The sequence below is a fragment of the Ramlibacter paludis genome (assembly GCF_022012305.1).
GTDB lineage: Bacteria > Pseudomonadota > Gammaproteobacteria > Burkholderiales > Burkholderiaceae_C > Ramlibacter > Ramlibacter paludis.
Genome location: NZ_JAKLTM010000004.1, coordinates 131894 through 156533, shown reverse-complemented (window position 1 = coordinate 156533; position 24640 = coordinate 131894). Strand labels below are relative to the sequence as shown.

General features: G+C 69.9%; 24 protein-coding genes and 1 pseudogene. 14 read left to right on the top strand and 11 right to left on the bottom strand.

What is annotated here, in order from left to right; genetic code table 11:
* Positions 1-29: 29 nt before the first annotated feature.
* Positions 30-1082: a lipocalin-like domain-containing protein gene (locus LZ009_RS14310; protein WP_275698623.1), complete on the bottom strand. Its 1053-nt coding sequence runs from the start codon at positions 1080-1082 to the stop codon at positions 30-32.
* On the bottom strand, positions 1082-3580 hold the full coding sequence (locus LZ009_RS14305) for an ABC transporter permease (RefSeq protein WP_275698622.1): 2499 nt from the start codon (positions 3578-3580) through the stop codon (positions 1082-1084). Before LZ009_RS14305 ends, LZ009_RS14310 begins: the two co-directional genes overlap by 1 nt.
* Positions 3581-3603: 23 nt before the next feature.
* Between LZ009_RS14305 and LZ009_RS14300 the strand changes: the two genes are divergently transcribed.
* Positions 3604-4335, top strand: coding sequence for a GNAT family N-acetyltransferase (locus LZ009_RS14300; RefSeq protein WP_275698621.1), 732 nt, complete (start codon positions 3604-3606; stop codon positions 4333-4335).
* A gap of 31 nt (positions 4336-4366) precedes the next feature.
* Here LZ009_RS14300 and LZ009_RS14295 read toward each other — a convergent pair whose 3' ends face one another.
* Positions 4367-4846 carry a hemerythrin domain-containing protein gene (locus LZ009_RS14295; RefSeq protein WP_275698620.1) on the bottom strand — a complete coding sequence of 160 codons (480 nt, stop codon included), beginning with the start codon at positions 4844-4846 and terminating at the stop codon, positions 4367-4369.
* Positions 4847-4950: 104 nt separating this feature from the next.
* Here LZ009_RS14295 and LZ009_RS14290 point away from each other — a divergent pair, with 104 nt between their 5' ends.
* Positions 4951-5544: a thioredoxin fold domain-containing protein gene (locus LZ009_RS14290; RefSeq protein WP_275698619.1), complete on the top strand. Its 594-nt coding sequence runs from the start codon at positions 4951-4953 to the stop codon at positions 5542-5544.
* Positions 5545-5557: 13 nt separating this feature from the next.
* Here LZ009_RS14290 and LZ009_RS14285 read toward each other — a convergent pair whose 3' ends face one another.
* Both LZ009_RS14285 and miaA read right to left on the bottom strand, forming a co-directional pair.
* A complete protein-coding gene (locus tag LZ009_RS14285; protein WP_430300386.1) occupies positions 5558-6199 on the bottom strand; it encodes an ABC transporter ATP-binding protein in 642 nt (213 codons plus the stop codon).
* Positions 6199-7137, bottom strand: coding sequence for a tRNA (adenosine(37)-N6)-dimethylallyltransferase MiaA (miaA, locus tag LZ009_RS14280; RefSeq protein ID WP_275698617.1), 939 nt, complete (start codon positions 7135-7137; stop codon positions 6199-6201). The genes LZ009_RS14285 and miaA overlap by 1 nt, the downstream gene beginning before the upstream one ends.
* Positions 7138-7275: 138 nt before the next feature.
* On the opposite strand from miaA, the gene LZ009_RS14275 reads away from it, so the two are divergent.
* On the top strand, positions 7276-7656 hold the full coding sequence (locus LZ009_RS14275; protein ID WP_275698616.1) for a response regulator: 381 nt from the start codon (positions 7276-7278) through the stop codon (positions 7654-7656).
* Positions 7657-7992: 336 nt separating this feature from the next.
* Here the strand turns inward: LZ009_RS14275 and LZ009_RS14270 are convergent, their stop codons facing one another.
* Both LZ009_RS14270 and mutL read right to left on the bottom strand, forming a co-directional pair.
* Positions 7993-8847, bottom strand: coding sequence for an alpha/beta hydrolase (locus LZ009_RS14270; RefSeq protein ID WP_275698615.1), 855 nt, complete (start codon positions 8845-8847; stop codon positions 7993-7995).
* Between the two features lie 33 nt (positions 8848-8880).
* Positions 8881-10683 carry a DNA mismatch repair endonuclease MutL gene (gene mutL, locus LZ009_RS14265; protein WP_275698614.1) on the bottom strand — a complete coding sequence of 601 codons (1803 nt, stop codon included), beginning with the start codon at positions 10681-10683 and terminating at the stop codon, positions 8881-8883.
* Between the two features lie 49 nt (positions 10684-10732).
* On the opposite strand from mutL, the gene LZ009_RS14260 reads away from it, so the two are divergent.
* From LZ009_RS14260 to LZ009_RS14245, 4 genes and pseudogenes are all read left to right on the top strand, one after another.
* Complete coding sequence (locus LZ009_RS14260) at positions 10733-12055, top strand: Hsp70 family protein (protein ID WP_275698613.1); 1323 nt, start codon at positions 10733-10735, stop codon at positions 12053-12055.
* 9 nt (positions 12056-12064) lie between these two features.
* On the top strand, positions 12065-12715 hold the full coding sequence (locus LZ009_RS14255) for a VTT domain-containing protein (protein ID WP_275698612.1): 651 nt from the start codon (positions 12065-12067) through the stop codon (positions 12713-12715).
* Between the two features lie 104 nt (positions 12716-12819).
* Positions 12820-13298 (top strand): annotated as a pseudogene (locus tag LZ009_RS14250) (VOC family protein).
* Between the two features lie 14 nt (positions 13299-13312).
* A complete protein-coding gene (locus tag LZ009_RS14245; RefSeq protein WP_275698611.1) occupies positions 13313-13717 on the top strand; it encodes a YciI family protein in 405 nt (134 codons plus the stop codon).
* A gap of 9 nt (positions 13718-13726) precedes the next feature.
* Here LZ009_RS14245 and LZ009_RS14240 read toward each other — a convergent pair whose 3' ends face one another.
* Entirely contained in the window at positions 13727-14686 is a 960-nt protein-coding gene (locus LZ009_RS14240; protein WP_430300364.1) for a tripartite tricarboxylate transporter substrate binding protein, read from the bottom strand.
* 23 nt (positions 14687-14709) lie between these two features.
* A complete protein-coding gene (locus LZ009_RS14235; protein WP_275698610.1) occupies positions 14710-15489 on the bottom strand; it encodes a substrate-binding domain-containing protein in 780 nt (259 codons plus the stop codon).
* A gap of 85 nt (positions 15490-15574) precedes the next feature.
* Here LZ009_RS14235 and LZ009_RS14230 point away from each other — a divergent pair, with 85 nt between their 5' ends.
* Positions 15575-16483 carry a LysR family transcriptional regulator gene (locus tag LZ009_RS14230; RefSeq protein WP_275698609.1) on the top strand — a complete coding sequence of 303 codons (909 nt, stop codon included), beginning with the start codon at positions 15575-15577 and terminating at the stop codon, positions 16481-16483.
* Here LZ009_RS14230 and LZ009_RS14225 read toward each other — a convergent pair.
* Positions 16471-17655 (bottom strand): M20 aminoacylase family protein, encoded by a 1185-nt coding sequence (locus LZ009_RS14225; protein WP_275698608.1) that lies wholly within the window; start codon positions 17653-17655, stop codon positions 16471-16473. The genes LZ009_RS14230 and LZ009_RS14225 overlap by 13 nt on opposite strands.
* A gap of 19 nt (positions 17656-17674) precedes the next feature.
* Between LZ009_RS14225 and LZ009_RS14220 the strand changes: the two genes are divergently transcribed.
* Genes LZ009_RS14220 through LZ009_RS14195 form a run of 6 tightly spaced genes read left to right on the top strand, consistent with a single transcriptional unit; the run spans position 17675 to position 23668 of the window.
* Positions 17675-19276 carry an ABC transporter substrate-binding protein gene (locus tag LZ009_RS14220; protein WP_275698607.1) on the top strand — a complete coding sequence of 534 codons (1602 nt, stop codon included), beginning with the start codon at positions 17675-17677 and terminating at the stop codon, positions 19274-19276.
* A gap of 10 nt (positions 19277-19286) precedes the next feature.
* The gene (locus tag LZ009_RS14215; RefSeq protein ID WP_275698606.1) at positions 19287-20252 is read left to right on the top strand and encodes an ABC transporter permease; all 966 of its coding nucleotides are present in this window, start codon (positions 19287-19289) and stop codon (positions 20250-20252) included.
* Positions 20249-21067, top strand: a complete 819-nt coding sequence (locus LZ009_RS14210) for an ABC transporter permease (RefSeq protein ID WP_275698605.1) — start codon at positions 20249-20251, stop codon at positions 21065-21067. Before LZ009_RS14215 ends, LZ009_RS14210 begins: the two co-directional genes overlap by 4 nt.
* Positions 21064-22140: an ABC transporter ATP-binding protein gene (locus LZ009_RS14205; protein WP_275698604.1), complete on the top strand. Its 1077-nt coding sequence runs from the start codon at positions 21064-21066 to the stop codon at positions 22138-22140. Before LZ009_RS14210 ends, LZ009_RS14205 begins: the two co-directional genes overlap by 4 nt.
* Positions 22137-22955 carry an ATP-binding cassette domain-containing protein gene (locus LZ009_RS14200; RefSeq protein WP_275698603.1) on the top strand — a complete coding sequence of 273 codons (819 nt, stop codon included), beginning with the start codon at positions 22137-22139 and terminating at the stop codon, positions 22953-22955. Before LZ009_RS14205 ends, LZ009_RS14200 begins: the two co-directional genes overlap by 4 nt.
* 11 nt (positions 22956-22966) lie before the next feature.
* The gene (locus LZ009_RS14195; RefSeq protein WP_275698602.1) at positions 22967-23668 is read left to right on the top strand and encodes a phosphoribosyltransferase; all 702 of its coding nucleotides are present in this window, start codon (positions 22967-22969) and stop codon (positions 23666-23668) included.
* Positions 23669-23724: 56 nt separating this feature from the next.
* Here LZ009_RS14195 and LZ009_RS14190 read toward each other — a convergent pair whose 3' ends face one another.
* Positions 23725-24585, bottom strand: coding sequence for a hypothetical protein (locus LZ009_RS14190; RefSeq protein ID WP_275698601.1), 861 nt, complete (start codon positions 24583-24585; stop codon positions 23725-23727).
* Positions 24586-24640 lie beyond the last annotated feature (55 nt).

The following is a 24640-nucleotide window of genomic DNA, read 5'->3' as shown; positions in this document are numbered from 1 at the left end:
GTAGGCCGTGGTGAGGAAACGAACCGCGGCTACAGCCGGAGGCGGCTCGCATACCCCGTCATCTCCAGGTACCCCCGCCCCACCACCCGCGCATTGCTGTCGATCAGCTCCGCCAGCCCCTCCCAATAGATCGCGCCGGTCGAGCCACGGCTATCGAGCTCCTGGTTGTCGACCACCGCGCGCACCCGGTAGAAATCCGCCGGCGTCCTGAGAATCCACTCCACCGGGTAAGTCGCATTAGACGCCGGACTCGTCCACTTGCGCTGCGGACTGAACTGCGTCTCGCCCGGGCTGGCGATGTAGAGGTCGCCCTTGGCGCTGCGATAAGACCCGCCGTCCCACAGCGTGCTGCCGTCCTTGCGCCGCAGGCGAAAGGCGGTGAGCGCGCTGCCGTCGTCGAGGTTCATGCCGATCCAGTCCCAGCCCACGGCCTCGGGATGCAGCAGCGCCTCGCTCCATTCGTGGTCCAGCCAGGCTTTGCCCGCGACGTCGAAGTTCGCGCCACGCAGCGTGAGCCGGCCCGCCGTGGCCAGCTGCGGCAGGCTGTAGTAGTAGCTCGCCTGCGCTGCCTCCGGCCCCTTGCGTGACAGGCCTTGCGCGCCTTGCAGCAGCACAGGCTGCGTCGGCGTGCAGCGCAGCTCCAGCGCGAAGTCCGTAGCCGGCAGCCGCGCCACCCAGACCTCGCCTTCGCGCCGCAGCGACCAGTCCTGCAGGACGAGCGCAGCGTCTTGCTCCGATGCCTCGGCCACGCCGAAGCCGGCGCGCGCGATGCGCTGGTCGTGCCAGAGCTTGCGGCCCTGCACGTCGGTGACGGCGGCATGCGCGAACAGCAGCTGCTTGGCGGCAAAGCGCGACCGCATCTGCTGCGTCGCGTCGACACGCGAGCGGAAGAAGGTGACCTGGAAGCCGAACACGCGGCCGCCCGCCGCCACCTGGCCGGTGATGTACCACCACTCGGTGCGCAGCTCGGGATGTGCGCCGTGGTCGCGCGGGAACACCAGCTTGCGCGGCGGCAGGGCGTCATCGGCCCGAGCGGCCGCGGCAAGCCAGGGCAGGGCCAGCAGGAGCGGGCGGCGGCGCATCACCAGTCCTCCTTCACCGCCAGCACGGCGTCGCGCCCGGCAGCGGCGCGTCCCGCCAGCCAGGCCGTGATCGTGCCGGCGGCGATGACCGCGAGGCACAGCAGGCCCAGGCGACCCCAGGGCAGCAGCAGGTCCATCGTCCAGTGGAAGCTCTGCGGATTCACGACGTGCACCAGCACGACGGCCACGGCCAGGCCCAGCGCCAAACCGGCGAGTGCACCGACCAGCGTCCAGGCCGCGCCTTCGCCGGCGACCACGGCCAGGATCTGCCGGCGCGTCAGCCCCAGGTGCGCGAGCAGCCCGAATTCCTTGCGCCGCGCCAGCACCTGCGCGCTGAAGCTCGCCGCCACGCCGAACAGGCCGATCGCGATGGCCACCGCCTGCAGCCAGTAGGTGACGGCAAAGCTGCGGTCGAAGATGCGCAGCGAGACCGCGCGCAGCTCGCCGGCCGACGCCATCTCCACCAGGTCGCCGGCGAGGGTGCGCAGGCGCGCCTGCACGTCCTGCGGCGAAGCGCCCGGCTCCAGCCACAGCTGCACTTCGTTGATGCGGGTGTCGCCGCTGAGGCGCTGGTAGTCGGCCAGGTCCATGACGACCGAGCCGGTCTGCCGCACGTAGTCGCGCCACACGCCGGCCACGAAGTAGGGTCCGCCGCCGAGCGCGGTTTGCAGGACGGGCAGCGTGCCGCCGCGCCGGGCGCCGTAGAGATCGACCATCGCCTCGCTCACATAGACGGCGATGTGCCCCGGCGGCGCGGGCAGCGCCGTGCCTACGAGCGGCAGGTTCTTGCCGAGCGCCTCCACCGGACGCGCCAGCAGCGCCACCGGCGGCAGGTCCGGCGCCAGCGGGAGGTTGCGCGTGCGCTGCGTCGCCACGCGCGCCACGCCGGGCACGCGCGCGAGTCCTTCGACCACGGCGGGCGTGAGATAGGCCGTGTCGCCGGCGGCGGTGGTGATGGCGGTGCGCAGGTAGAGATCGGCGGGCAGCAGCACGTCGAGCCAGGCCGTGACCGAGTGGCGGAAGCTCGCGACCATCACCGTGAGCGCGATCGACAGGCTCAGCGCCGCGACCACGCCACTCACCGCGACGGCGGCGCTTTCGCGCACGCGCCGCGCGCGTTCCACCGCCAGCAGCGGGAGCAGGCGCTGCGCCACCAGCGGCGCAAGGCGGTCGTAGAGCGCGCCGACCGCCGCCGGCAGCACGCTGATGCCGCCGATCAAGAGCAGCCCCACCGAGAAGTAGGCCGCGAGCGGCACGCCGGCGACCGGCGGCAGCAAGGCCAGCACGAGCGCGGCCAGCAGCGCCGCCCAGCCGGGCCAATGGCGCCGCGCCCCGATGCGCGACGAGCCCAGGCCCTTGAGCGTCTGCGCGAGCGGCAGGCGCGCGGCCTGGCGCGCCGGCAGCCAGCCGCCGGCCATCGCGGCCACCACACCCAGTGCGCCGTAGGCGATGGCCGCCGGCGTGCTCCATTGCAGTTGCGGCCGCACGCCGGGGAAGTAGCCGCCGCCCAGGTCGCCGCCCAGCAGCGACAAGGCCGCGGCCGCCAGCGCCGTGCCCAGTGCGATGCCGATGGCGCTGCCGACCACGCCGAGCAAGGCCGATTCGGCCAGCACCAGCCGCAGCCGCTGGCGCGCCGTGAGGCCCAGCACGCCCAGCAGCGCGAACTGTTGCGCGCGGCGCGCGACGCTCAATGCCAGCACCGAGAAGACGAGGAAGGCGCCCGTGAACAAGGCCACCAGTGCCAGCACCGTGAGGTTGACGCGGTAGGCGCGCGACAGGGCATCGACCCGCTGGCCCGCATCGGCCGGTTCCGCGGCCTGTACTTCCGGCGGCAGCTGGAGCTCGCGCAGCCAAGCGGCGGCGGTCACGCCGGGGCGCAGGCGCACGTCGATGCGCGTGAGTTCGCCGCCGCGGCCGAAGAGGTCCTGCGCCGCCGCGATGTCCATCACCAGCAGCGGGCCGCCGCCGGCCGCGGCCGTACCAGCCACGCGCAACTCGCGCCACTGCAGTCCGGCCTGCACGCGCACGGTTTGCGCCGGCAGCGCGGCGCGGGCGGCGGCGTTCAGGAAGACGGTGTCCGGCGCCAGCACGGCCAGCCGGTCCGCGCCTTCGGTCGGCACGGGCTGCAGGCCGGGCGCGACCTGCGCGACCAGCAGGGCGTCGACGCCGAGGATGCGCACCGTGCGCCGCGTGCCGTCACTCGCCTGCGCCAGGGTCTGCAATTCCAGGATGGGACTTGCCGCGGCCACCTGCGGCTGCGTGGCGATGCGCCCATACAGGGCTTCGTCGAGCGCGCCGCGGGCCGCGCGCAGTTCCAGGTCCGGGCGGCCGCCGACGGAGCGTGCGGCGCTCGCGAATTCGGCCAGCGCCGAGGCATTGATCAACTGCACCGAGAACGCCAGCGCCACGCCCAGCGTCACCGCCAACACCGCGGTGGCGGTGCGCCAGGCGTGGTGCCGCAGTTCGGGCCAGGAGTAGGTCGCAAGCAAAGCCGGCATGCGCCATTGTGCAGAATGGCGGCATGCACGACATCGCGGGAATCGAACGCGCCACGCTGGCGGCCATGCCGCCGGAGGATTCGGAGGAGCTGGCCGGCTGGCTGGTGGCCCTGGACCACGGCACCGTGGGCCGCGCGCACAGCGCCGCGCCGCTGGCGCACGCGGCGCCCGAGGCGCGCGCCGTCGCCCTGGTGGAGCAGCGCTATGCGCGCTTCGGCACGCCGGCGGTGTTCCGCTTACCGGAAGTGGCGGCCTTCGACGCCTTGCGTGCCGACCTCGAAGCGCGCGGCTATCGCCCCAGCAAGACGACGCTGGTGCAGGTGGCGCGGGTGCAGGACATGCCGCTGCCCACCGATGCGGTCGTGCGGCTCTCGGCCACGCCGGCGGCCAGTTTCGGCAATGTGTTCCTCGGCGAAGGCTTCGACCCGGTCGATGGCGCCAGCCGGCTTGCGATCCTGGGCCGGGCGCGCGATTCGGCCTTCGCCAGCATCGAGCGTGACGGGGCGACGGTGGCGGTGGGATCGGCGTGTTTCAGCCAGGGCTGGTGCGGCATCCACGGCATGCGCACGCTGCCGGTGCAGCGCAAGCAGGGGAGTGCAGGGCGCATCCTCGCGGCGTTCGCGCAGGAAGCGCGCGCACGGGGGCTGCAGCAGGCCTTCCTGCAGGTGGAGGAAGGCAATGCGGTGGCGCGGTCGCTCTATGCGCGGCTCGGCTTCGCCACCGCCTGGGCGTATCGCTATTGGAAGCAGGCGTAAGCCGGGGTTGCCATCCCGGCCTACGGGGCCATCAGGCCATCTCGCCCATCAGTTCTTCCTTGCGCGCCGCGATCTCGTCGCGCATGGCGACCAGGTCCAGCTTGCGCGAGGCGCGGGCCTTCGGGAAGATCTCGTTGCGTTCTTCCTTGACGTGGTGGTCGATGTACTCGCCCAGCACCGTCACCTTGGCGTCGAACATCTCGTCGGCTTCGCCCATGCCTTCGATCTGCGCGATCAGGTCCTTGGCAGTCTGGTGCTCAACTTCGGCCTCGGCCAGCATGTCGGTGTCCTTCAGCGCGGCGCGCAGCGCCGGGTAGAAGATCTCTTCCTCGACCTGGGCGTGGACGGTCAGCTCCTGGCAGATCTGCTGCGCCAGGTCCAGCTTCTTCTGGGAGGCCGTGCGGCTGCGCGATCCCATCAGTTCCTCGTACTGCTTGAACATCTTCTTGACGTTGCGGTGGTCTGCGTCGAGCAGGTCGCAGGCGTCTTTTTCGCCGCGGGAAGTTGCCATCGTTTTCTCCTGTGTGGGTGGCCATGGTGGCGAGCCGGCCGCCCACACCCTGTAGGAAAACCGCGCTAGCTTCGCTGCGTCGTGGCTGACCCTAGAATCGAGGCGTGAACACCAAACGCCTCTTCCTCCTCTCGTCCGTAGCCGGTGCGCTGGTGCTTGCCGGCTGCAAGGACGCCTCGCAATCCGCCGCCGGCAGTGCCGCTCCCGCCGCCGCTGCATCGACGCCGGTGTCCATCGAGGCCATCACGGCCGAAGCGCAGGGCTTCAACGTCGGCTCGACGATGAGCGCGCGCACCGTCTACGTGTTCTTCGACGCCCAGTGCCCGCATTGCGCGGCGCTGTGGGAATCGGCCAAGCCGCTGAAGTCGCAGGCGCGCTTCGTCTGGATCCCGGTCGGCATCCTCAACGCCAACAGCACGCTGCAAGGCGCGGCCATCCTGGCGGCCGCCGATCCGGTGGCGGCGATGGAGGCGCACGAAGCGGCTATGCGCGACAAGAAGGGCGGCATCCCGCCCGCCGGGGGCGACGCCCAGAAGCAGGCCATCGCGCGCAACACGCAGCTGATGACCAAGTTCGGCTTCGGCAGCATCCCGACCATCGTCGGCAAGAACGCGCAGACGGGCGAGCTGGTGAGCATCGAAGGGTCGCTGCCGACGGCGGCGCTGGCGGCGAAGCTGGGGCTGCAGGCGCCGGGCTGATCCCGGACGGGGATCAACCGATCCCGTCGCTGCGCAGATGCAGCACCCGGTCCGCCAGCCCCGCAGCGGCTTCCGAATGCGTGACCAGCACCAGCGCCGCCCCGGTCGCGCGCGCCTGGTCGCGCAGCACCTGCATCACCCGCGCAGCGGTCGTCGGATCCAGGTTGCCGGTCGGTTCGTCGGCCAGCAGCAGCTGGGGTTGATGCACCAGGGCGCGCGCGATCGCTACGCGCTGCAACTGCCCACCGCTCAACTCCTGCGGCAGCCGCGCACCCAGCCCGGCCAGCCCGACCGCGTCCAGCATCGCCTCGACCCGCGCCGCATCGGGCCGCTGCAGCAACAGCAGCGGCAGGCCGACGTTCTGCGCGACGTCCAGGTGCGGCAGCACGTGGAAGGCCTGGAACACGAAGCCCAACTGCGCGCGCCGCAGCAGCGCGCGGCGCTCGTCGTCCAGCGTGCCCAGGTCGGTGCCGCCCACGCGGATCGTGCCTTCCTGCCAGGTGTCCAGGCCCGCCATGCAATTGAGCAGGGTCGACTTGCCCACGCCCGACTCGCCGACGATGGCGACGAACTCGCCGGCCGCCACGGCCAGCGAGACGTTGCGGAACACGGTGCTTTCGCCATAGCGCTTGGCCAGGCCGTTGACCACCAGCATCATGCGGGGACTCCGGCGGCGGCCAGCACCTGCTGCAGGGCGTCCGGCGCGTCGCAGGCGATCACGCGGCGCTGCTCCATGCCGCGCAGCCAGGTGAGCTGGCGCTTGGCCAGCTGGCGCGTGGCGGCGATGCCGCGCTCGCGCAAAGAGGCCAGCGGCTCGCCGCTGTCCAGCGCCTCCCACGCCTGCCGGTAACCCACGCAGCGGATGCTGGGCAGGCCCGGATGCAGGTCGCCGCGTGCGCGCAAGGCCCGCACCTCGTCGAGAAAGCCGGCCGCCAGCATCGCATCGAAGCGCTGCGCGATGCGTTCGTGCAGCCAGCCGCGGTCGGCCGGCTCGAGCGACAGGAACAGGTCGGGCTTGAACTCCGGCGTGGCGGCTTCGGCCTGCGCATGCCATTGCGACATTGGCATGCCGCTCACCCGGAACACTTCCAGCGCGCGCTGGATGCGCTGGGCGTCGTTGGGCGCGAGCCGCGCCGCCGTGGCTGCGTCGACCTGCGCCAGTTGCGCGTGCATGGCCGGCCAACCCGCGGTGGTGGCCTCGTTCGAAATCGCTTCGCGCACTTCGGCATCGGCCGCGGGCAGCGCGGAGAGCCCTTCGAACAAGGCCTTGAAGTACAGCATGGTGCCGCCCACCAGCAGCACGCGCCGGCCGCGCGCGCGGATCTGCGCGACCAGCCGCTGCGCATCGGTGGCAAACTCCGCGGCGCTATAGGCTTGCGCCGGATCGCGGATGTCCAGCAGGTGGTGCGGCACCAGGGCCTGCTCCTGTGCGCTCGGCTTGGCGGTGCCGATGTCCATGCCGCGGTAGACCAGCGCCGAATCGACGCTGATGATTTCCGCGGCTAGCGCCTGCGCCAGGCGCAGCGCGGCCGCCGTCTTGCCCGAGGCGGTCGGGCCGGCAAGCGCGATGGTCGCGGGCAGGGCGGCAGGCATCGGTCGAGGTTAGCAGAGCCACTGCCGCGCTGGCTGCCGCACAGGCAGTACGCATTTGGTTTCAGCGACCCCCGGTGGATCCGCGCAAGAACGAGAATCGCTTGTCAGGAGTGCATTATTTTGGAGACAGTTGTGGAAATGCGGGTGTTCCTCGTGGAAGACATCCAGCGGATGCGCGGGCTGTTGACGGACCTCTTCGCATCGATGGGCGGCTTTCGCGTGGTGGCCGCGGCCAGCACGGAGGCCGAGGCCAACCTCTGGCTGGAAGAACACAAGGGTGGCTGGGACCTGGCCATCGTCGACCTGGTCCTCGACCAGGGCGCGGGCATGAACGTCATCCGTCGCTGCAAGGGAGACCCCAACGGCGGCGCCATTGCTGTGTTCAGCAGCTATGCCACGCCCGGCGTGCGCCAGCACTGCATCGACCTGGGCGCCGACGAAGTCTTCGACAAGAGCGAAACCGAACGTTTCATCGCCTGGTGCGGCGACCTCTCCGCGCGCGAGAACTCCGGCCCGTGAGGGGGCTGTCGGACCGTTCTTACAGGCGTCTCAAGCCAGCCCTGACAGTAAAAAGCCGGGCCAGCGCCCACTATGTGCATATGAGTGCAATCAGATCTGGCAGCGAACCAGACGACGGACTATCGGGAACCTGGTCATCGGAAACGCTTCCGATGGAGGTCCGAAAGCAGTTGCTGGAACGCGAATTGAACAAGCTTGGTTTCCGCAAGGCGGCGACCGGAAGGCCCATGTCCTCCTCGGACAGCGGGCAGCAGGAGGGCCAATCCTCCCACCCCCAGGCGGACGACCCCAACCAGCACGGCGGGTGAAGGGTCGTGCAGGGCCCGACCCTGCGCGCTAATTCGACTCGGCCAGGCGGAAGAACTGCGCCAGCGCGGCGCGGTACTGCGCCTGCCCGACCGCCATCGTGCTGTGGTGCGAGCCGCCTTCGACCAGCAGGAACTGCTTGCGGCCGCTTGCGGCTTCGTACAGCCGCCGGCCGAGGTCGCTGCGGATCAGGCTGTCCTCCGCACCATGCACCACCAGCAGCGGCGAATGCAGCTGCCCGACCTTGCGCACCGATTCGAAACGCTGCGTGATCAGCGGGCCGACCGGCAACCAACCCCATTTCATCGAACTGGCCACGTCGGCGATCGAGGTGAACGTGCCTTCGACGATCACGCCTTGCTCGTCCTCGACCTTCGAGGCGAGGTCGATCGCGATCGCCCCGCCCAGGGAGTGCCCGAAGACGTAGCGCGGGCGGTCCCGATGCTGCGCGGCCAGCCAGTCCCAGGCGACGCGGGCATCTTCGTAGGCCATGTCTTCCGAAGGCAGGCCGGGGCTGCTCTTGCCGAAGCCGCGGTAGTCGATGGCCAGCACCGAGAAGCCGAGCTGCTGCATGCGCTTGATGCGCGGCGCCGAGCCTTCGACGTTCCAGCGCGCGCCGTGCAGGTACAGCAAGACCGGCGCCTTCGCCACCCCGCGTTCGGCCGGCAGCCACAGGCCGTGCAGCTTGGCCGGCTCGTTCGTCACCTTCGACTGGAAGGGAATCCAGACGTCCAGCATGTCGCGCGCCAGGTCGGCGCTGCCGCCCCAGGCGCGGTCGCTGGGCTGGAAGATCCAGGCACGCTGGCGTTCGTCGAGGGTGGAACAGCCCACGCTAAGGGCGGCAGCCAGCACGGCGGCGGCGGCAAGCAGGTAACGGCGCTTCATGGCTGAGGTTGAGTCGGCGGGCCGGCTACAAGTTCAACGGCCGCGCAGGAAGAGGGCGTCCAGCTCGCGCACCGTGAGCTGGCGCCAGGTGGGGCGGCCGTGGTTGCACTGGTCGGAGCGCTCGGTCTCCTCCATCTGGCGCAGCAGGGCGTTCATCTCCTCCAGCGTGAGCTTGCGGTTGGCGCGCACGGCGCCGTGGCAAGCCATGGTGCCGAGCAGTTCGTTGCGGGCGCGCTCGACGACGCTGCTGGCGTCGTGCTGGGCCAGTTCCGCCAGCACGCTGCGGGCGAGTTCCACCGCGTCGCCATTGGCCAGGGCCGCGGGCACGGCGCGCACGGCCAGGGTCTTGGGCGAGAAGGGCGTGATCGAGAGGCCCAGCGCTTCCAGCGTGGCTTCGCAGGCTTCGGCCGTTGCCACTTCGGCCGGCGTGGCGGCGAAGGTGGCGGGGATCAGCAGCGGCTGGCTGCGGATGGCCTGCGCGTCCATCTGCGTCTTCAGGCGCTCGTAGACGATGCGTTCGTGTGCCGCGTGCATGTCGACCACGACCAGGCCCTGGGCGTTTTCGGCGAGGATGTAGATGCCCTGCAGTTGGGCGATGGCGCGGCCCAGGGGCCAGTCGCCTTCGGGGAGCCGCGGTGCGGCTTCGCGCTCACCACGGCCTACGAACGCGGGTTCCGTAGGGTGGGTTCGCGCAGCGACCCCACCATCCCAGAGCAGCCCCACATCGGACACCACGTTCCCCAAGCCCATCCCCGACTGCCGCCAGCCCTGGAACGCCGGCGCCGCAGGCGCAATCTCCTGCTGCACGGGCGCCGTCGGCACCAGCGCCGCGCGCGGCGCCGACAGCGCCGACTCCACCGCCCGCCGCACCGCCTGGTGCACCTCGCGGCTATCCCGGAAGCGCACTTCGATCTTGGTCGGATGCACGTTCACGTCGACCCGCTCCGGCGCGATCTCGACGTACAGCGCATAGACCGGCTGCCGGTTGCCGTGCAGAAGATCTTCGTAGGCGCTGCGGGCGCCGTGCGTGATGACCTTGTCGCGCACGTAGCGCCCGTTGACATAGGCGAACTGCCAGTCGGCGCGTGACCGCGCCGCATCGGGAATGCCGGCGCGGCCGGTGATGCGCAGCGGCCCGGCCACCACGTCGACCGCGACGCTCTGTTCGATGAACTCGTCGCCCAGCACGTCGGCCAGGCGCTGCTCGCGCGAACCCGCGCGCCACTGCTCCACCAACTTGCCTTCGTGCCAGACGGTGAAGCCGACGTCCGGCCGCGCCAGCGCATGGCGGCGCACGGCCTCCAGGCAATGCGCGAGTTCGGTGGCGTCCGTCTTCAGGAACTTGCGGCGCGCCGGCGTGCTGAAGAACAGCTCCTTCACTTCCACCGTGGTGCCGGTGTTGCGCGCGGCCGGTCGCAGCTCGCCGCTGCCGGCATCGAGCAGGAAGGCGGTGGCCTGTTCCGGCCGGCGCGACAGCAGGCTGAGCTCCGACACGGACGCGATCGCAGCCAGCGCCTCACCGCGGAAACCCATGGTCGCCACCGACTCCAGGTCGGCCAGCGAGCCGATCTTGCTGGTGGCGTGGCGCTTCAGCGCCAGCGGCAGTTCCTCGCGGGCGATGCCGCCGCCGTCGTCTTCCACGCAGATCAGGCGCACGCCGCCGGCCAGCAGCCGCACCGTGACCTGGGAGGCGCCGGCGTCCAGCGCGTTGTCGACCAGCTCGCGCACCACCGAGGCCGGGCGCTCGACCACTTCGCCGGCGGCGATCTGGCTCACCAGCTCGTCGGGCAGTTCGCGGATCGGGCGGCGTTGGGGCGAGGAGAGCACGGCGTTCATCTGGCGCCCATTCTAGAGATCCGGGGCCGTTACAATCCCGCCCCCGCCCATGACCCCACGCAAGCCCGCCACCCCCTTCTGCGCCATCGATTTCGGCACCTCCAACTCCGCCATTGCCGTCTCGCCCGGCGGCGCCCACATGGAGCTCGTCGACGTCGAAATGGGCCAGCGCACCATGCCCACCGCGGTCTTCTACCAGGTGGAAGGGCGCGCTGCGCACCAGGAGCCCTTGCGCCTGTACGGGCGCGAGGCGCTGGCCGCCTACGTCGAAGGCCACGAAGGCCGGCTGATGCGCTCGATGAAGAGCGTGCTCGGCTCGACCTTGGCAGGGCAGCAGACCGAAGTCGGCAGCGGCCACATGGTGGCCTACCTCGACGTGGTGGCCGGCTACCTCGGTCACCTGAAGAAGCTGGCCGAGGCGTCGGCGGGCGCGCCCCTGCAGCGCGCGGTGCTGGGCCGCCCGGTGTTCTTCGTCGATGACGAGCCCGAGCGCGACGCGCAGGCGCAGCAGGCGCTGGAGGAAGCGGCGCGGCGCGTGGGCTTCAGCGAGATCAGCTTCCAGTACGAGCCGATCGCGGCCGCCCTCGACTACGAGAACACGGCGACGAAAGAGGAGCTGGTGCTGGTGGCCGACATCGGCGGCGGCACCTCCGACTTCTCGCTGGTGCGCGTGGGCCCCGAGCGGCGCAAGCGCCTGGACCGCAAGGCCGACATCCTGGCCAACCACGGCGTGCACGTGGCCGGCACCGACTTCGACCGCCAGGTCGAACTGGCCGCCATCCTGCCGGCCTGCGGCTACAAGGGCCTGGGCCCGCAGCGCCCGGGCGGCGCGCCGCCGCGCGAGGTGCCGAGCAAGGTCTACTTCGACCTCGCCACCTGGCACCTGATCAACACGGTGTACAGCGCGCCGCGCGTGCACGAACTGCGGCAGATGAAGTCCTTCTACGGCGACCCGTGGCAGCACCAGCGGCTGATGACGGTGGTGGAGGATCACCTCGGGCATGCGCTGCTGGGGCAGGCCGAGGCGGCCAAGATCGCGGTGGCTTCCGGCGGCGCGACCCGCATCGACCTGGGCCGGCTCGAGTCCGGCCTTGCCTCGAGCCTCGACGAAGCGCAGGCGGTGCAGGCGCTGGACACCGAGCTGCAGCGCATCGTCGATGCGGCCGGCGAGACGCTGCGCGCGGCCGGCGTGCGGCCGCAGCAGGTGGACGTGCTCTATTTCACCGGCGGCTCCACCGGCTTCGAGCCGCTGGTGGAGCGCATTGCCGCGGCAGCCCCCGGCGCCAAGGCGATCCACGGCGACCGCCATGCCAGCGTGGCGGCAGGCCTGGGCGTGCACGCGCAACGTCTGTACGCCGGCGGGCAGGGATAATCGCCGCCCATGGAACACCTGATGCTGCTCGGCGACTTCATCCTGCATGTCGACCGCTACCTCGAGACTTTCGTCGCCAACTACGGCAACTGGGTCTACGCGCTGCTGTTCCTGATCATCTTCGTCGAGACGGGCGTCGTGGTGATGCCCTTCCTGCCGGGCGACTCGCTGCTGTTCGTGGTGGGCGCGATGTGCGGCGTCGGCCTCATGAGCTATCCCGTGGCCGTGGGCCTCCTGATCGCCGCGGCCATCCTGGGCAACCAGAGCAACTACACCATCGGCCACTACTTCGGGCCGCGGGTGTTCCAGTGGGAGAACTCGCGCTTCTTCAACAAGCGCGCCTTCGAGCAGGCCCATGCCTTCTACGAGAAGTACGGCGGCATCACCATCGTGCTGGCGCGCTTCATGCCCTTCCTGCGCACCTTCGCGCCCTTCGTGGCCGGCGTGGCGCGCATGACGCGCAGCAAGTTCACGCTGTACGACGTGACGGGCGGCATCCTCTGGGTCGGCGGCATCGTCACCGCGGGTTACTTCTTCGGCAGCATCCCCTGGGTGAAGGCGAACCTGGAGAAGATCATCTGGGCGATGATCCTGGTGCCCGGGGTGCTGGTGCTGTTCGGTGCGTGGAAGGCCAGGCGCAAGGCGGCCCCGGCGGCGTGATGCCCTGACGGGCAAGAAAATACCTGGCGGTCCGTGTCGATTCGGCCGGACCTGCTTCGTCGTCATGAGGGGCGGGCGGCCGCCCACAACCCTGGAGCAAGCCAATGACGAGCAAGAACACGATCTGCCTCTGGTACAACCGCGACGCACTCGAAGCCGCGCAGTTCTACGCGAAGACCTTTCCCGACAGCTCCGTGGGCGCCGTGCATCGCGCGCCCGGTGACTTTCCCTCCGGCAAGCAAGGCGACGTGCTCACCGTCGAGTTCACCGTCATGGGCATTCCCTGCCTCGGGCTGAACGGCGGGCCGGCCTTCCAGCACACGAGGCCTTCTCGTTCCAGGTGGCGACGGACGACCAGGCGGAAACCGATCGCCTCTGGAAAGCGATCGTGGGCAACGGCGGGCAGGAGAGCGCGTGCGGCTGGTGCAAGGACAAGTGGGGCCTGTCGTGGCAGATCACGCCGCGGGCGCTCACGGCGGCCATCACCGATCCGGACCCGGCCGCGGCGAAGCGCGCCTTCGAAGCCATGATGGAGATGGGAAAGATCGACATCGCGAAGATCGAGGCGGCCCGCAAGGGCTGAAGGCGACTGCCTCCATGAACGAATACCTGCTGCTCTCGCGCGGACAGTGGGACGCCGCCCGGTCTCCTGCGGAAATCCAGGCGGTCATCGACGCGTTCTATGCGTGGCACGCGCGGCTCGTCACGGAAGGCAAGTTCAGGTCGGGGCAGCGGCTGGCGAAGGCAGCGAAGCTCGTCACGCGCTCCGGCATCACCGACGGGCCTTTCACCGAAGCCAAGGAAGTGATCGGCGGCTATTGGTTCGTGCGGGCCGGCAGCCTCGACGAGGCGGCCCGCATCGCCGCGGACAACCCTTGTCTGGCATGCGGCCTGGCCTTCGAGATCCGCCCGATCGAGGCGGAGCAGGCGAGCGCTTTCCGGGACAGCAACGAGACGCCGGCCCCCGACTGGCTCGCGCGCCGGCCGCCTCAGGCCGGCTAGGCCTGTCGATCAGTCCGCCTGCATCTGCGCGGCCTTGGCCACGGGGCCCAGCCTGGCCTTCTCGCTCGCCAGGAACTTGCGGAAGTCCTCGCGGCTGCCGCCCTGCGGATCGATGCCTTGCGGAATCAGCTTCGCGCGCAGTTCCGCCGACTTGAGCGCCTTGTTCACGGCGGCGTTCATCTTCTCCAGGATCTCGTCGGGCGTTCCCTTGGGGGCGAACAAGCCCGACCAGTGACCGATGACCAGGTCAGGGAAGCCCTGCTCCTGCGCCGTGGGCACGTCCTGCAGCGCGGCCACGCGGCGGTTCCAGGTGCTGGCGATCGCGCGCAGCTTGCCGCCCTTGACCTGCGGCAGCACGACCGGGCTGCCTTCGGAGGTCGCTTCCACCTGCTTGCCGATCACCGCCATCACGCCTTCGGAGCCGCTCTTGTAGGGAATGACGTCCAGCTTGGCGCCGCCCTTGTGCTGCAGCATCGCGGCGACGAAGTGCGGCGTGCTGCCGGTGCCGGCGGTCGAGAAGGTCAGGCCCTTGCCCTTCTTCGACTGCGCCACCAGGTCCTTCAGGTCCTTGATGGGCGAGTCGGGCGGCACCACGATCACCGAAGGGCTCACGGCCATGAAGACCACGGGCACCAGGTCGTCCTCCTTGTACGGCATGGACTTCTTGATCATCGCGTTGGTGATCACCCCGGCGGCGGGCGCGAGGAAGGTGTAGCCGTCGGGCGCCGAGCGCGCGACGATCTCCGCGCCGAGCACGGAGCCCGCGCCTGGCTTGTTGTCGACGATGATCGGCTGGCCCAGTTCGCGCGAGGCGGCCTCGGCCACGTAGCGCGCCACCAGGTCGTTGGCGCCGCCCGGGCCGAAGGGCACGACGAAGTGGATCGGCTTGGAGGGCCAGGTGTCGGCGTGGCCGGTCGCGGCCAGGGCAAGCATCGACGCGGCCAGCGTGGCGCGAAGCAGGAATTTCATCGGGATTCTTTCGGGAAAGCGCATTAGCGGGAGGACGACTTCGGCACCAGGCCGGTGTCGCGGATCACGCCGGCGTTCTGCGGCGCGGAGAGGAACTGCAGGAAGCGCTGCGCTTCCTCCTTGTGGGCGCTCTTGGCAACGACGGCGGCGGAGAACTGGGTGACGTACTGCACCTCAGGCGGCAGGTCGCCGACGATGTCGATGCCCTTGACCGGCAGCAACTCGCTGCGCTGCTGGCAGCCGAAGTCGGCCTCGCGCTGGGCGATGATCTCGCCCACCGGCGTGGCCGGAATCTTGCGGCCCTTGGGGCGCACCTGCTCGGCGACGCCGAGCTTGTCGAGCATCTCGCGCTCGATGTATTCACCGCTGGCGCTGTCGGACCAGGCGACCGAACGCGCGGCCAGCAGCGCGGCCTTCAGCCCGGCCACGGTGTCGATGGCGGGGCGCGGGTTGCCTTGCGGAACCGCGCAGGCGATGGTCGAGTCGGCGAGCACGACCTTGCTGCCCGGCACGAGCTGGCCGGACGCCATCAGCTTGTCCAGCGCGTCGCCCACCATGATCACCACGTCGAGCGGCTCGCTGCGCGCGAGCCGTTGCGGAATGGCGTTGGCCGTCTGGCCCATCGACGGGCCCCACACCGAGTTCACCTCGCGGCCGGGCTCGCGCTGCCACTGCTTCACGAGTTCCTTGTAGGCGGCAGCGAAGCCGCCGGAAGAGGCGACGACCAGCGGGTCGGCGAGCGCGAGGCCGGAAGCCAGGAGGGCGGCGGCAGCGACGAAATGCTTGAGCTTGGAACGGGACATGGCGGGAGGGATGGGCGGGATCGGGAAGCGGATCTTCGGCCCGGCGCACTGCTGCATCAAGCGCAAATTTCAATACACTGGTTGCGTGAAACGCATCAATTTCGATCTGCAGCAGCTGCAGGCCTTTGTCGCCGTGGCCGACAAGGGAAGCTTCCGTGCCGCGGCCAAGGACCTGCATCTTTCGTCGCCCGCGCTGGGACGGCGGGTTGCCAAGCTGGAAGAGATCCTCGCCGTGCGCCTCTTCACGCGCAGCACGCGCGACGTGCGCCTGACCCGCGTCGGCGAAGCGTTCCTCGAACGGGCCCGCGCGGCGCTGGACGACCTGGAGTCGGCCGTGCTGGGCATCAACGAGATCTCGGCGCGCCATGCGGGGCGGGTCAGCGTCGCCTGCGTGCCCAGCGTCGCGACTTCCTTCATGCCGCGCGCCATCCAGGCCTTCTGCGAAAAGATGCCCAACGTGCGCATCCGGGTCATCGACGAGGGCATGGCCGATGTCGCGGCCGCAGTCGTGACGGGCGAAGCCGATTTCGCCTTCGGCTTCCACGGCACGGCGGACGCACCGCTGGCCTTCGAGCCGCTCTGGCGCGACCCTTACGTGCTGGTGCTGCGGCGCGACCATCCGCTGGCGCGCAGGCGTGCGGTCAAGGTGGCCGACGTGAGCGACGAATCATGGCTGGCCGTCGCGCGCACCAGCCGCAACCGGCAGGTTCTCGACGAGTACTTCTCGGTGCGCGGCCATCCGCCGCAGCCGTGGCTGGAGGTTGCGCACGTGGCCACGCTGCTGGCGATGGTCGAGGCGGGGCTGGGCGTAGGGATCGTGCCTGCGCTGGCAGTGGCGAAGGACCATCCGACGTTGGTGGCGGTCAAGCTCTCGGACGTCGATGCGACGCGCGAGGTAGGGCTGCTGACGCTCGAAGGCCGGCGGCTGACGCCCGTCGCCCAGCGCTTCTACGACCAGCTGCGGGCGATGTTCAAGCGCGCTCAGCGCAAGTAAGCCTGCACCAGCGACACCCAGTAGCTCGCCGTGGTGGGCAGCAGGTCGTCGTTGAAGTCGTAGCCGGTGTTGTGCACCATGCAGCCCGGCCCTTCGCCCGGCTTGCCGTTGCCGTTGCCGACCACGAGGTAGCAGCCCGGCACCGCATTCAGCATGAAGGCGAAGTCGTCGCTGGCCTGCAGCGGCGCCATGTCGGGGATCAGCGCATCCTCGCCCATCGTCTCCACCGCCACCTTGCGTGCGAACTCCGTGGCTGCGGCATCGTTGATGCAGGGCGGCGACTTCCACTGGTAATCCACCTTGGCCGTCGCGCCATGCACGGCGGCCTGGGCCTGCGCCATCGCGGTGATGCGGTCGCGCAGGAAGGCGCGCACTTCGGGCCGGCGCGCGCGCACCGTGAGCTTCAGTTCGGCGCTGGAGGGAATCACGTTGGGCGCGCGGCCCGCGGTCATTGCGCCCACGGTCACGACCGCCATCTCGTTCGGATCGACCTCGCGCGACACCAGCGTCTGCAGCGCCAGGATCAGGTGCGCGGACACCACGATCGGGTCCACCGTGGTGTGCGGCATGGCGCCGTGGCCGCCTTTGCCCTCGATGGTGATCACCGCGGTGTCGGAGGAGCTGTAGATCGGCCCGGCCAGGAAGCCGAAGCGCTGCGCCGCGAAGCCGGGTTCGTTGTGGAAGGCGTAGACGTTGTCGCAGGGGAAGCGCTCGAACAAGCCCTCGTCCACCATCTTCTTGGCGCCCAGCAGGCCTTCCTCGGCCGGCTGGAAGATCAGGTTCAGCGTGCCGCTGAAGCCGCGCGTCACGGCCAGCAGCTGCGCCGCGGCCAGCAGCGTGGCCGTGTGGCCGTCGTGGCCGCAGGCATGCATGCGGCCCGGCGTGCGGCTCGCCCACGGCAGGCCGGTGGTCTCGGTCATGGGCAGCGCGTCCATGTCGGCGCGCAGGCCCAGGCGCTTGCCGCCGTCGCCCACCCGCAGTTGCCCGACCACGCCGGTGCCCCCGAGGCCGCGGTGCACCGTGTAGCCCCAGCGCGCCAGGCGCTCGGCCACCCGCTCGGAGGTGGCGTGTTCCTCGTAGCCCAGTTCGGGCTCGGCGTGGATCTGGCGGCGCAGGGCGACCATCTCGTCGCGCGTGGCGGCGATGCCCGGGTGGATGGGTAGGTACGGCATGTGCTTTACATTTTCCACTATGCCGATCCGCACCCCGACCCCAGCCGCCATCCCCACCCTCAATCGCCGCCAGGCCGCCAGCCTGGCACTTGCCGTGGCGGGCGGCCTGGGCGCTCCTTCCCTGTGGGCGGCGGGCGGCAAAGGCACGGCGGTGCTGGCGATCGACGCCGACCCGCCCACGCTCAACCTCGGCACCACCAGCGACTTCGCGGCCGGCGACGTCTCCGCCAAGATCCTCGAAGGCCTGGTCTGGCTCGACAAGGACTACAACCCGCAACCCGCGCTGGCCACCGCCTGGACGGTGTCGCCCGACGGCAAGACCTATCGCTTCACCCTGCGCCGCGGCGTCAAGTGGCACGACGGCAAGGAGTTCACCAGTGCCGACGTGCGCTACAGCCTGATGGAGATCGTCGGCAAGCTGCACCCGCGTGCGGCGCCGGTCTTCAAGAGCCAGGGCGTGGAAGTCGACACGCCCGACGCCGGCACGGTGGTGGTGCGGCTGCAGAAGCCGTATGCGCCTTTCCTCTCGCAGATGACGGTGTTCGACGCGCCCATCCTGCCGCGCCACATCTACGAAGGCACGGCCGTGGTGAGCAACCCCGCCAACCAGCGCCCGGTGGGCACCGGCCCCTTCCGCTTCGGCGAATGGAAGCGCGGCACCAGCATCACGCTGGTGCGCAACGAACAGTACTGGGACGCGGGCAAGCCTTATCTCGAATCGATCATCTTCCAGGTGATCCCGCAGGCGGCCAACCGCGTGCCGGCGCTGCAGGCCGGCGAAGTCGACGAGCTGCTGGACTTCTACACCCCCAAGCCCGAGGTGCCGCGCATCCTGGCCGACAAGAAGCTGTACGCGCGCCGCGGCGTGAACATCCCGGCCATCTACTTCATGATGTTCAACACGCGCGCGCCGCTGTTCGCGAACAAGGACGTGCGGCATGCGCTGGCGCTCGCCATCGACCGGCCGCGCCTGGTGAAGCAGGTGATGAACGGCATCGCCCGCCCGGGCTACGGCGCCTTCGGCGACGGCTTCAAGTGGCTGCTGAACGAGGAAGCCAGCTACGCGAAGAAGTATCCCTTCGACCCCGCGAAGGCCAAGGCGCTGCTGGCCAAGGCCGGCATCAAGCCCAACACGGTGACGCTGCGCATGCCCTTCGACGTGGCGCGGGCGCAGATGCGCGGCCAGGCGCAGATCATCCAGGAGAACCTGCGCGCCATCGGGCTGGAGGTGAGCCTGCAGCCGCTGGAGCGCTCGGTTTATTACGACCGCGTGTTCGCCAAGCGCGAGTTCGACATCACGCTGGGCTCTTACTTCTCCGCCGGCGACCCCGCCATCGGCTACACGCGCCTGTACAACACCTACACCGGCACCGCGCCGAACACCAACGCCAGCGGCTACTCCAACGCCAAGGTCGACGAGCTGCTGGCGCAGGCCGCCACGCTGGCCGACCGCGGCGCGCGCGCCAAGGCCTACCGCGAGCTGCAGGCGATCCTGAACGAGGACCTGCCCAGCCTGGTGCTGTTCGACGAGGAGACGGTGGACACCGCCAGCCTGAAACTGCAGAACGTGTTCCCGGCCCTGGACGCGCGCGACCAGTGGGCCGGCGTGAAGATGGGCTGAGCGGGCCTTCATGCTCGCCTTCGTCCTGCGCCGCGTGCTGCACGCGCTGCCGCTGCTGCTGGCGGTGGTGGTGCTCAACTTCCTGCTGATCGCCTTCACGCCCGGCGACCCCATCACCTTGCTGGTGGGCGACTTCCCGGCGCCGCCGGAATACCTGGCGCAGATGCGGCGCGAGTACGGCCTGGACCAACCGGTGTGGGTACAGCTAGGGCACTACCTGCTGAAGGTGCTGCACGGCGACTTCGGCTACTCGTTTGCCGCGCAGCAGCCGGTGGCCGAACTGATCGTGTCGCGCCTGGGCGCGACGCTGGAGCTCACGCTCACCGCGCTGCTGTTCGCGAGCGTGGTGGGCATCGCGCTCGGCGTGCTCGCCGCGATGCGCGCCGGCAAGCCGCTGGATGGCGGCATCCAGGCCGCGAGCTCCATCGGCTACTCGGTGCCCGACTTCTGGCTGGGGCAGCTGCTGATCCTCGGCTTCGCCATCGGCCTGGGCTGGCTGCCATCGCAGGGCAACAACCCGATCCGCGGCGCGGCCCCCGGCTGGGACGGTTTCGTCACCCACCTGCGCTACCTGGTGCTGCCGGCCTTCGCGCTGTCGCTGCGCTACCTGACGCTGATCACGCGCATCACCCGCGCATCGATGCTGGAAGTGCTGCACGCCGACTACGTGCTGGCCTCGCGCGCCCGCGGCGCCGGCGAGTGGACGGTGATCGTCGGCCACGCGCTGCGCAATGCGGCGGCGCCGGTGCTCACGGTGATCGGCTACAACGTGGGCTTCGTTCTGGCCGGCTCGGCGCTCATCGAGACGGTGTTCGCCTGGCCGGGCATCGGCCGGCTGCTGTTCGAGTCGATCTCCAAGCGCGACTACCCGGTGATGCTGGCGATCCTGCTGATGGTGTCGGCCACGGTGGTGGTGGCCAACCTGCTCACCGACGTGCTGCATCGCTGGCTGGACCCGCGGGTGGAGCGCGCATGAGCCGGCTCTTGCGCCATTGGAGCGCGCGGCTCGCGCTCGCCTATCTCGTGCTGCTGGTGCTGTGCGCATTGCTGGCGCCGTGGATCAGCCCGCACGATCCCTTGTCGGGTGGACAGGACGCGCTGCGGCCGCCGCTCACCACCGGCTACCTGCTGGGCACCGACGAACTGGGGCGCGACATCCTCTCGCGCACGCTCGATGGCAGCCGCGTCTCGCTGCTGGTGGGCCTCGCGAGTGCCTTCGTCGCCGTGTGCGTGGGCGTCGCCATCGGCGCGCTGGCCGGCTACTGCGGCGGCTGGGTCGACACGCTGCTGATGCGCGTGGCCGAGTTCTTCCAGACCCTGCCGCGCTTCGTGGTGGCGCTGATCGTGGTGGCGCTGTTCGGCGCGAGCCTGCCGAAGATGATCCTGGTGATCGCGCTGCTGGCCTGGCCGCAGCTCGCGCGCGTGGTGCGGGCCAGCGTGGCGACGCTGCGCTCGGCGCAGTTCGTCGACGCGGCGCGGGTCGGCGGCATGGGCCACGCGGCGCTGCTGGCGCGGCAGATCCTGCCCAACGCGGCGGCGCCCATCATCGTGCTGGCTTCGCTCGACGTCGCCATGGCGATCCTGATGGAAGCGAGCCTCTCGTTCTTCGGCCTCGGCGACCCCAACCGCGTGTCCTGGGGCGCGATGCTCAACGACGCGCAGCAGTACCTGCGCGATGCCTGGTGGATGTCGGCCTTTCCGGGGCTGGCGATCGCGCTCACGGTGCTGTCGTTCAACCTGCTGGGCGACGCGCTGAACGATGCCTTGAACCCGAAGAGGCGCGAGCGATGAACGCATCCGTACAAACGCTGCTGGAACTGCGCAAGCTGTCGGTCGACATCGGCGAGGGCGCGTCCGCCGTGCGCGTGGTGCGTGACGTTTCGCTCACCGTGCAGCGCGGCGAGGCCGTGGCGCTGGTGGGCGAGTCCGGCTCGGGCAAGTCGATGACGGCCTTTGCCGTGATGCGCCTCTTCCCCACGCCGCAGGCGCGCGTGGCCGGCGGCCAGGTGCTGCTGGAAGGCGAGGACCTGACGGCGCTGGACGGCGAGGCGCTGCGCCGGGTGCGCGGTGCGCGCGTCGGCATGGTGTTCCAGGACCCGACCAGCTACCTCGACCCGCTGGTGCCCATCGGCCGGCAGATCGCCGAGCCGCTGCGCGCCCACGGCCGCACCGAGGGCCTGCAGGCGCGCGTGCTCGAACTGCTGGACCTCATGGAGCTGCCGCGCGCCGCGCAGGTGGCGAAGCAGTATCCGCACGAGTTGAGCGGCGGCATGCGCCAGCGCGTGCTGATCGCCGCGGCATTGGCGCTGCAGCCGGCACTGCTGATCGCCGACGAGCCGACGACCGCGCTCGACGTCACGGTGCAGTCCGGCATCCTCAAGCTGTTGGTGCGGCTGCGGCGCGAGTTGCAGCTGGGCATCCTGCTGATCACGCACGACCTGGGCGTGGTGGCCGAAACCTGCCAGCAGGTGAACGTGATGTACGGCGGCGAGATCGTCGAACACCGGCCGGTGCTGCCCTTGTTCGAGCAGCCGGTGCATCCTTACACGCAAGGCCTCCTGGGCAGCATGCTGAGCCCGGCGTCGCGCGCCCATGCGCTGTTCTCGATCCCCGGCGGCGTGCCGGCCGCTGGCCGCTGGCCCACCGGCTGCCGCTTCCATCCGCGCTGCCCGATCGCGCGGCCCGGTCTGTGCGACACGGTGGAGCCGCCGCTGGTGCACCGCCTGGGTGGGGAGGATCGCTGCCACTTCGGCGGCGAGCCGTTTGCCTTGCGGGCCTGGGAGTCGGCCGAGCCTCCCAGCCTTGTCATCCCGGGCTCGACCCGGGATCCATCCCCCGCCGCCCCCTCGGAGCCGTCGCCATGAGCACCGCCCCGCTGCTCGAAGCCGTGAACGTCTCCCGCCTCTTCCCCGTCCGCGGCAGCGGCGGCCTCCTGCGCCGCCGCACCCTGCAAGCCGCAGTCGACGGCGTGAGCGTGCAGCTGAACCCCGGCGAGGTGCTCGCCGTGGTCGGCGAAAGCGGCAGCGGCAAGACAACGCTGGGCCGCATGCTCCTCGGCCTCACGCCGCCCACCACCGGCGAGGTTTGTTACGAAGGCCGCGACCTCCGCTCGCTGCAGGGCGAGGACTGGCGGCGTTACCGGCGCGAAGTGCAGGTGGTGTTCCAGGACACCGGCGGCTCGCTGAACCCGCGCTACACGATCGCCGACAGCGTGGCCGTCCCGCTGCGCTACAACCGCGACCTCTCGGGCCCTGCGGCCGCACCGGAGGCAGACGCGCTGCTGGAGCAGGTGGGCCTGCCCGCGGCGCAGTTCCGCCATCGCCTGCCGCACGAACTCTCGGGCGGGCAGCGGCAGCGCGTGGGCATCGCGCGGGCGCTGGCCTCGCAGCCGCGCGTGATCGTGGCGGACGAACCGGTGTCGGCCCTGGATGTCTCGATCCGCGCGCAGATCCTGCGCCTGCTGGCCGGCCTGCAGCGCGAGCGCGGGCTGGCGCTGGTGTTCATCACGCACGACCTGGGCGTGGTGCGCGCGCTGGCCGACCGCGTGATCGTGATGACCGGCGGACGCGTGGTGGAGTCGGCGACGGCGGATGCGCTGTTCGACGATCCGCAGCACGCGTACACGCGTCAGCTGCTGGCGGCGACGCCCATTCCCGATCCGCGCCGGCAAGTTGCCTGAGAGATCTTTCGATGCCCAATGCCCCTTTCACCGAAGCCACCACGGCGTACTGGCAGGAACTGCTGCCCGCCGACCGCGCGCCATCCCCGGAGCCGCCGTGGCAATACGGCTACCCGGCGCAGCTGCCCGATGGGCGCGTGCTGGTGCTGCCGATTCGCGCGCTGGCGAGCGAGCCCACGCATGCGGTGGCATCGCTGATCCTGAACCAGGCTGCGCTGGACGTGGCCGACGCGCTGGCCGGCATGTTGGCGCGCGCGCTCGCCGACAGGCTGAAGCCGGACGTGCTGGTGGGCTTGCCGACGCTGGGCCTGTCGCTGGCCGCGCCGGTGGCGAAGGCGCTGGGGCATGCGCGCTACCTGCCCATGGGGTACTCGCGCAAGTTCTGGTACGACGAGGCGCTTTCGGCGCCGGTGCAGTCCATCACGTCGCCGGTGGCGGGCAAGCGGATCTACCTCGATCCGAACCTGCTGCCGCTGTTGAAGGGGCGGCGGGTGGTGCTGGTGGATGATGCGGTGAGTACCGGGACGACGTTAAGGGCTGCGTGGGATCTGCTGGAGGAGCTGGGGACGGATGTGGTCGGGGCGGGGGTGGCGATGAAGCAGGGGCGGAGGTGGGAGGATGCGTTGGGGGAGGAGAGGAAGGGGAGGGTGGTGGGGGTGTTTGATAGCCCGCTGTTGCAGTTGGGCGACGACGGATGGGTGCTGCGAACTTGAAGGGGGCGACTGGTTCTGGCCGCACGCGAACATGGCGCCCTGGAATGTGGGCATGCTCAGTTGGTCCTTGCGCGAACCAAGGTCGCTAGTAGCTTGTCGTGAACTGGAGCCATGTATGGCAGCATCTGTTGATACATCTCAAACTCAATCCAGAAGCCCGGGGCGAGGGAAATCCACAGAACACAAGTGGCATAAAGCTTCATTGGTGCTTGCGCTTCGTGAGCCGCCCGGCAGCGGATCGGCTTGTAGAACGTCTTCGCGCCGATGGTTTGCTTTAGCTCCCGATCGAAGGGGAAGTACAGGCCCACGGATTCGCCCGGATTTCGCACGTCCCGAGCCCGCAGCTCAATCATTTTCAGGTCCTCGCGTCGCCTTACCTCTACGTCAGATAGGGCGTCGGGGCGGGCCAGCATCTGCTCCCGGTAGTAATCGACCGCCTCATCGCGCGACGCGAAGGCTGGCTCGCGCCGTTCCTTCCATTCCGCGGTTGGCTTGCTCAGGTCGCAGTTCACCTGCCCAAACAAGGTCGGCCCCACTGGCCCTGCAGGTGGCGCTACGCCCAAGAGTGCGGAAGCACTTCCGGTAACCACCCAATAGCGCAAAGGATGGTGCAACGGCGCGAAGTGATCCGCGCGTAACGGCGTTTCACCGGGCAAAACGTAAAGTTGTTCGCCGATCCAAAAGTCAAACTGGCGCACGCGGTGCGAAGAATCGACTACCTCGTTGGGCCAAGGTCGGCCGGAGGCTTCAATCGCCGCAGCCGTCCTGCTGATGCATGCATCCGGGTCCTGTCTCCAATGACTTACCGGCAGATTGGACGGTTTGTCCGAGCAGCCCGCCAGCACGAACAGCGTCATTGCAGCCACATGACGCAAGCACTTCAGCATAGGGGTGCGGCTCAAAATGATCTCGATCACTGCCGGTCTATTTCGGGGTACTTGGACGCTCTAAGTAGTCGATGCCGATCCGTGC

What these genes read in the sequence shown, in the direction of transcription:
- LZ009_RS14260 (WP_275698613.1), top strand. Translation starts at nt 10,733, where the DNA reads ATGACCCCACGCAAGCCCGCCACCCCCTTCTGCGCCATCGATTTCGGC.
- LZ009_RS14210 (WP_275698605.1), top strand. Translation starts at nt 20,249, where the DNA reads ATGAGCCGGCTCTTGCGCCATTGGAGCGCGCGGCTCGCGCTCGCCTAT.
- LZ009_RS14275 (WP_275698616.1), top strand. Translation starts at nt 7,276, where the DNA reads ATGCGGGTGTTCCTCGTGGAAGACATCCAGCGGATGCGCGGGCTGTTG.
- LZ009_RS14285 (WP_430300386.1), bottom strand. Translation starts at nt 6,199, where the DNA reads ATGCTGGTGGTCAACGGCCTGGCCAAGCGCTATGGCGAAAGCACCGTG.
- LZ009_RS14240 (WP_430300364.1), bottom strand. Translation starts at nt 14,686, where the DNA reads ATGAAATTCCTGCTTCGCGCCACGCTGGCCGCGTCGATGCTTGCCCTG.
- LZ009_RS14235 (WP_275698610.1), bottom strand. Translation starts at nt 15,489, where the DNA reads ATGTCCCGTTCCAAGCTCAAGCATTTCGTCGCTGCCGCCGCCCTCCTG.
- LZ009_RS14205 (WP_275698604.1), top strand. Translation starts at nt 21,064, where the DNA reads ATGAACGCATCCGTACAAACGCTGCTGGAACTGCGCAAGCTGTCGGTC.
- mutL (WP_275698614.1), bottom strand. Translation starts at nt 10,683, where the DNA reads ATGAACGCCGTGCTCTCCTCGCCCCAACGCCGCCCGATCCGCGAACTG.
- LZ009_RS14215 (WP_275698606.1), top strand. Translation starts at nt 19,287, where the DNA reads ATGCTCGCCTTCGTCCTGCGCCGCGTGCTGCACGCGCTGCCGCTGCTG.
- miaA (WP_275698617.1), bottom strand. Translation starts at nt 7,137, where the DNA reads ATGCCTGCCGCCCTGCCCGCGACCATCGCGCTTGCCGGCCCGACCGCC.
- LZ009_RS14295 (WP_275698620.1), bottom strand. Translation starts at nt 4,846, where the DNA reads ATGGCAACTTCCCGCGGCGAAAAAGACGCCTGCGACCTGCTCGACGCA.
- LZ009_RS14195 (WP_275698602.1), top strand. Translation starts at nt 22,967, where the DNA reads ATGCCCAATGCCCCTTTCACCGAAGCCACCACGGCGTACTGGCAGGAA.
- LZ009_RS14220 (WP_275698607.1), top strand. Translation starts at nt 17,675, where the DNA reads ATGCCGATCCGCACCCCGACCCCAGCCGCCATCCCCACCCTCAATCGC.
- LZ009_RS14310 (WP_275698623.1), bottom strand. Translation starts at nt 1,082, where the DNA reads ATGCGCCGCCGCCCGCTCCTGCTGGCCCTGCCCTGGCTTGCCGCGGCC.
- LZ009_RS14305 (WP_275698622.1), bottom strand. Translation starts at nt 3,580, where the DNA reads ATGCCGGCTTTGCTTGCGACCTACTCCTGGCCCGAACTGCGGCACCAC.
- LZ009_RS14200 (WP_275698603.1), top strand. Translation starts at nt 22,137, where the DNA reads ATGAGCACCGCCCCGCTGCTCGAAGCCGTGAACGTCTCCCGCCTCTTC.
- LZ009_RS14255 (WP_275698612.1), top strand. Translation starts at nt 12,065, where the DNA reads ATGGAACACCTGATGCTGCTCGGCGACTTCATCCTGCATGTCGACCGC.
- LZ009_RS14300 (WP_275698621.1), top strand. Translation starts at nt 3,604, where the DNA reads ATGCACGACATCGCGGGAATCGAACGCGCCACGCTGGCGGCCATGCCG.
- LZ009_RS14270 (WP_275698615.1), bottom strand. Translation starts at nt 8,847, where the DNA reads ATGAAGCGCCGTTACCTGCTTGCCGCCGCCGCCGTGCTGGCTGCCGCC.
- LZ009_RS14225 (WP_275698608.1), bottom strand. Translation starts at nt 17,655, where the DNA reads ATGCCGTACCTACCCATCCACCCGGGCATCGCCGCCACGCGCGACGAG.
- LZ009_RS14245 (WP_275698611.1), top strand. Translation starts at nt 13,313, where the DNA reads ATGAACGAATACCTGCTGCTCTCGCGCGGACAGTGGGACGCCGCCCGG.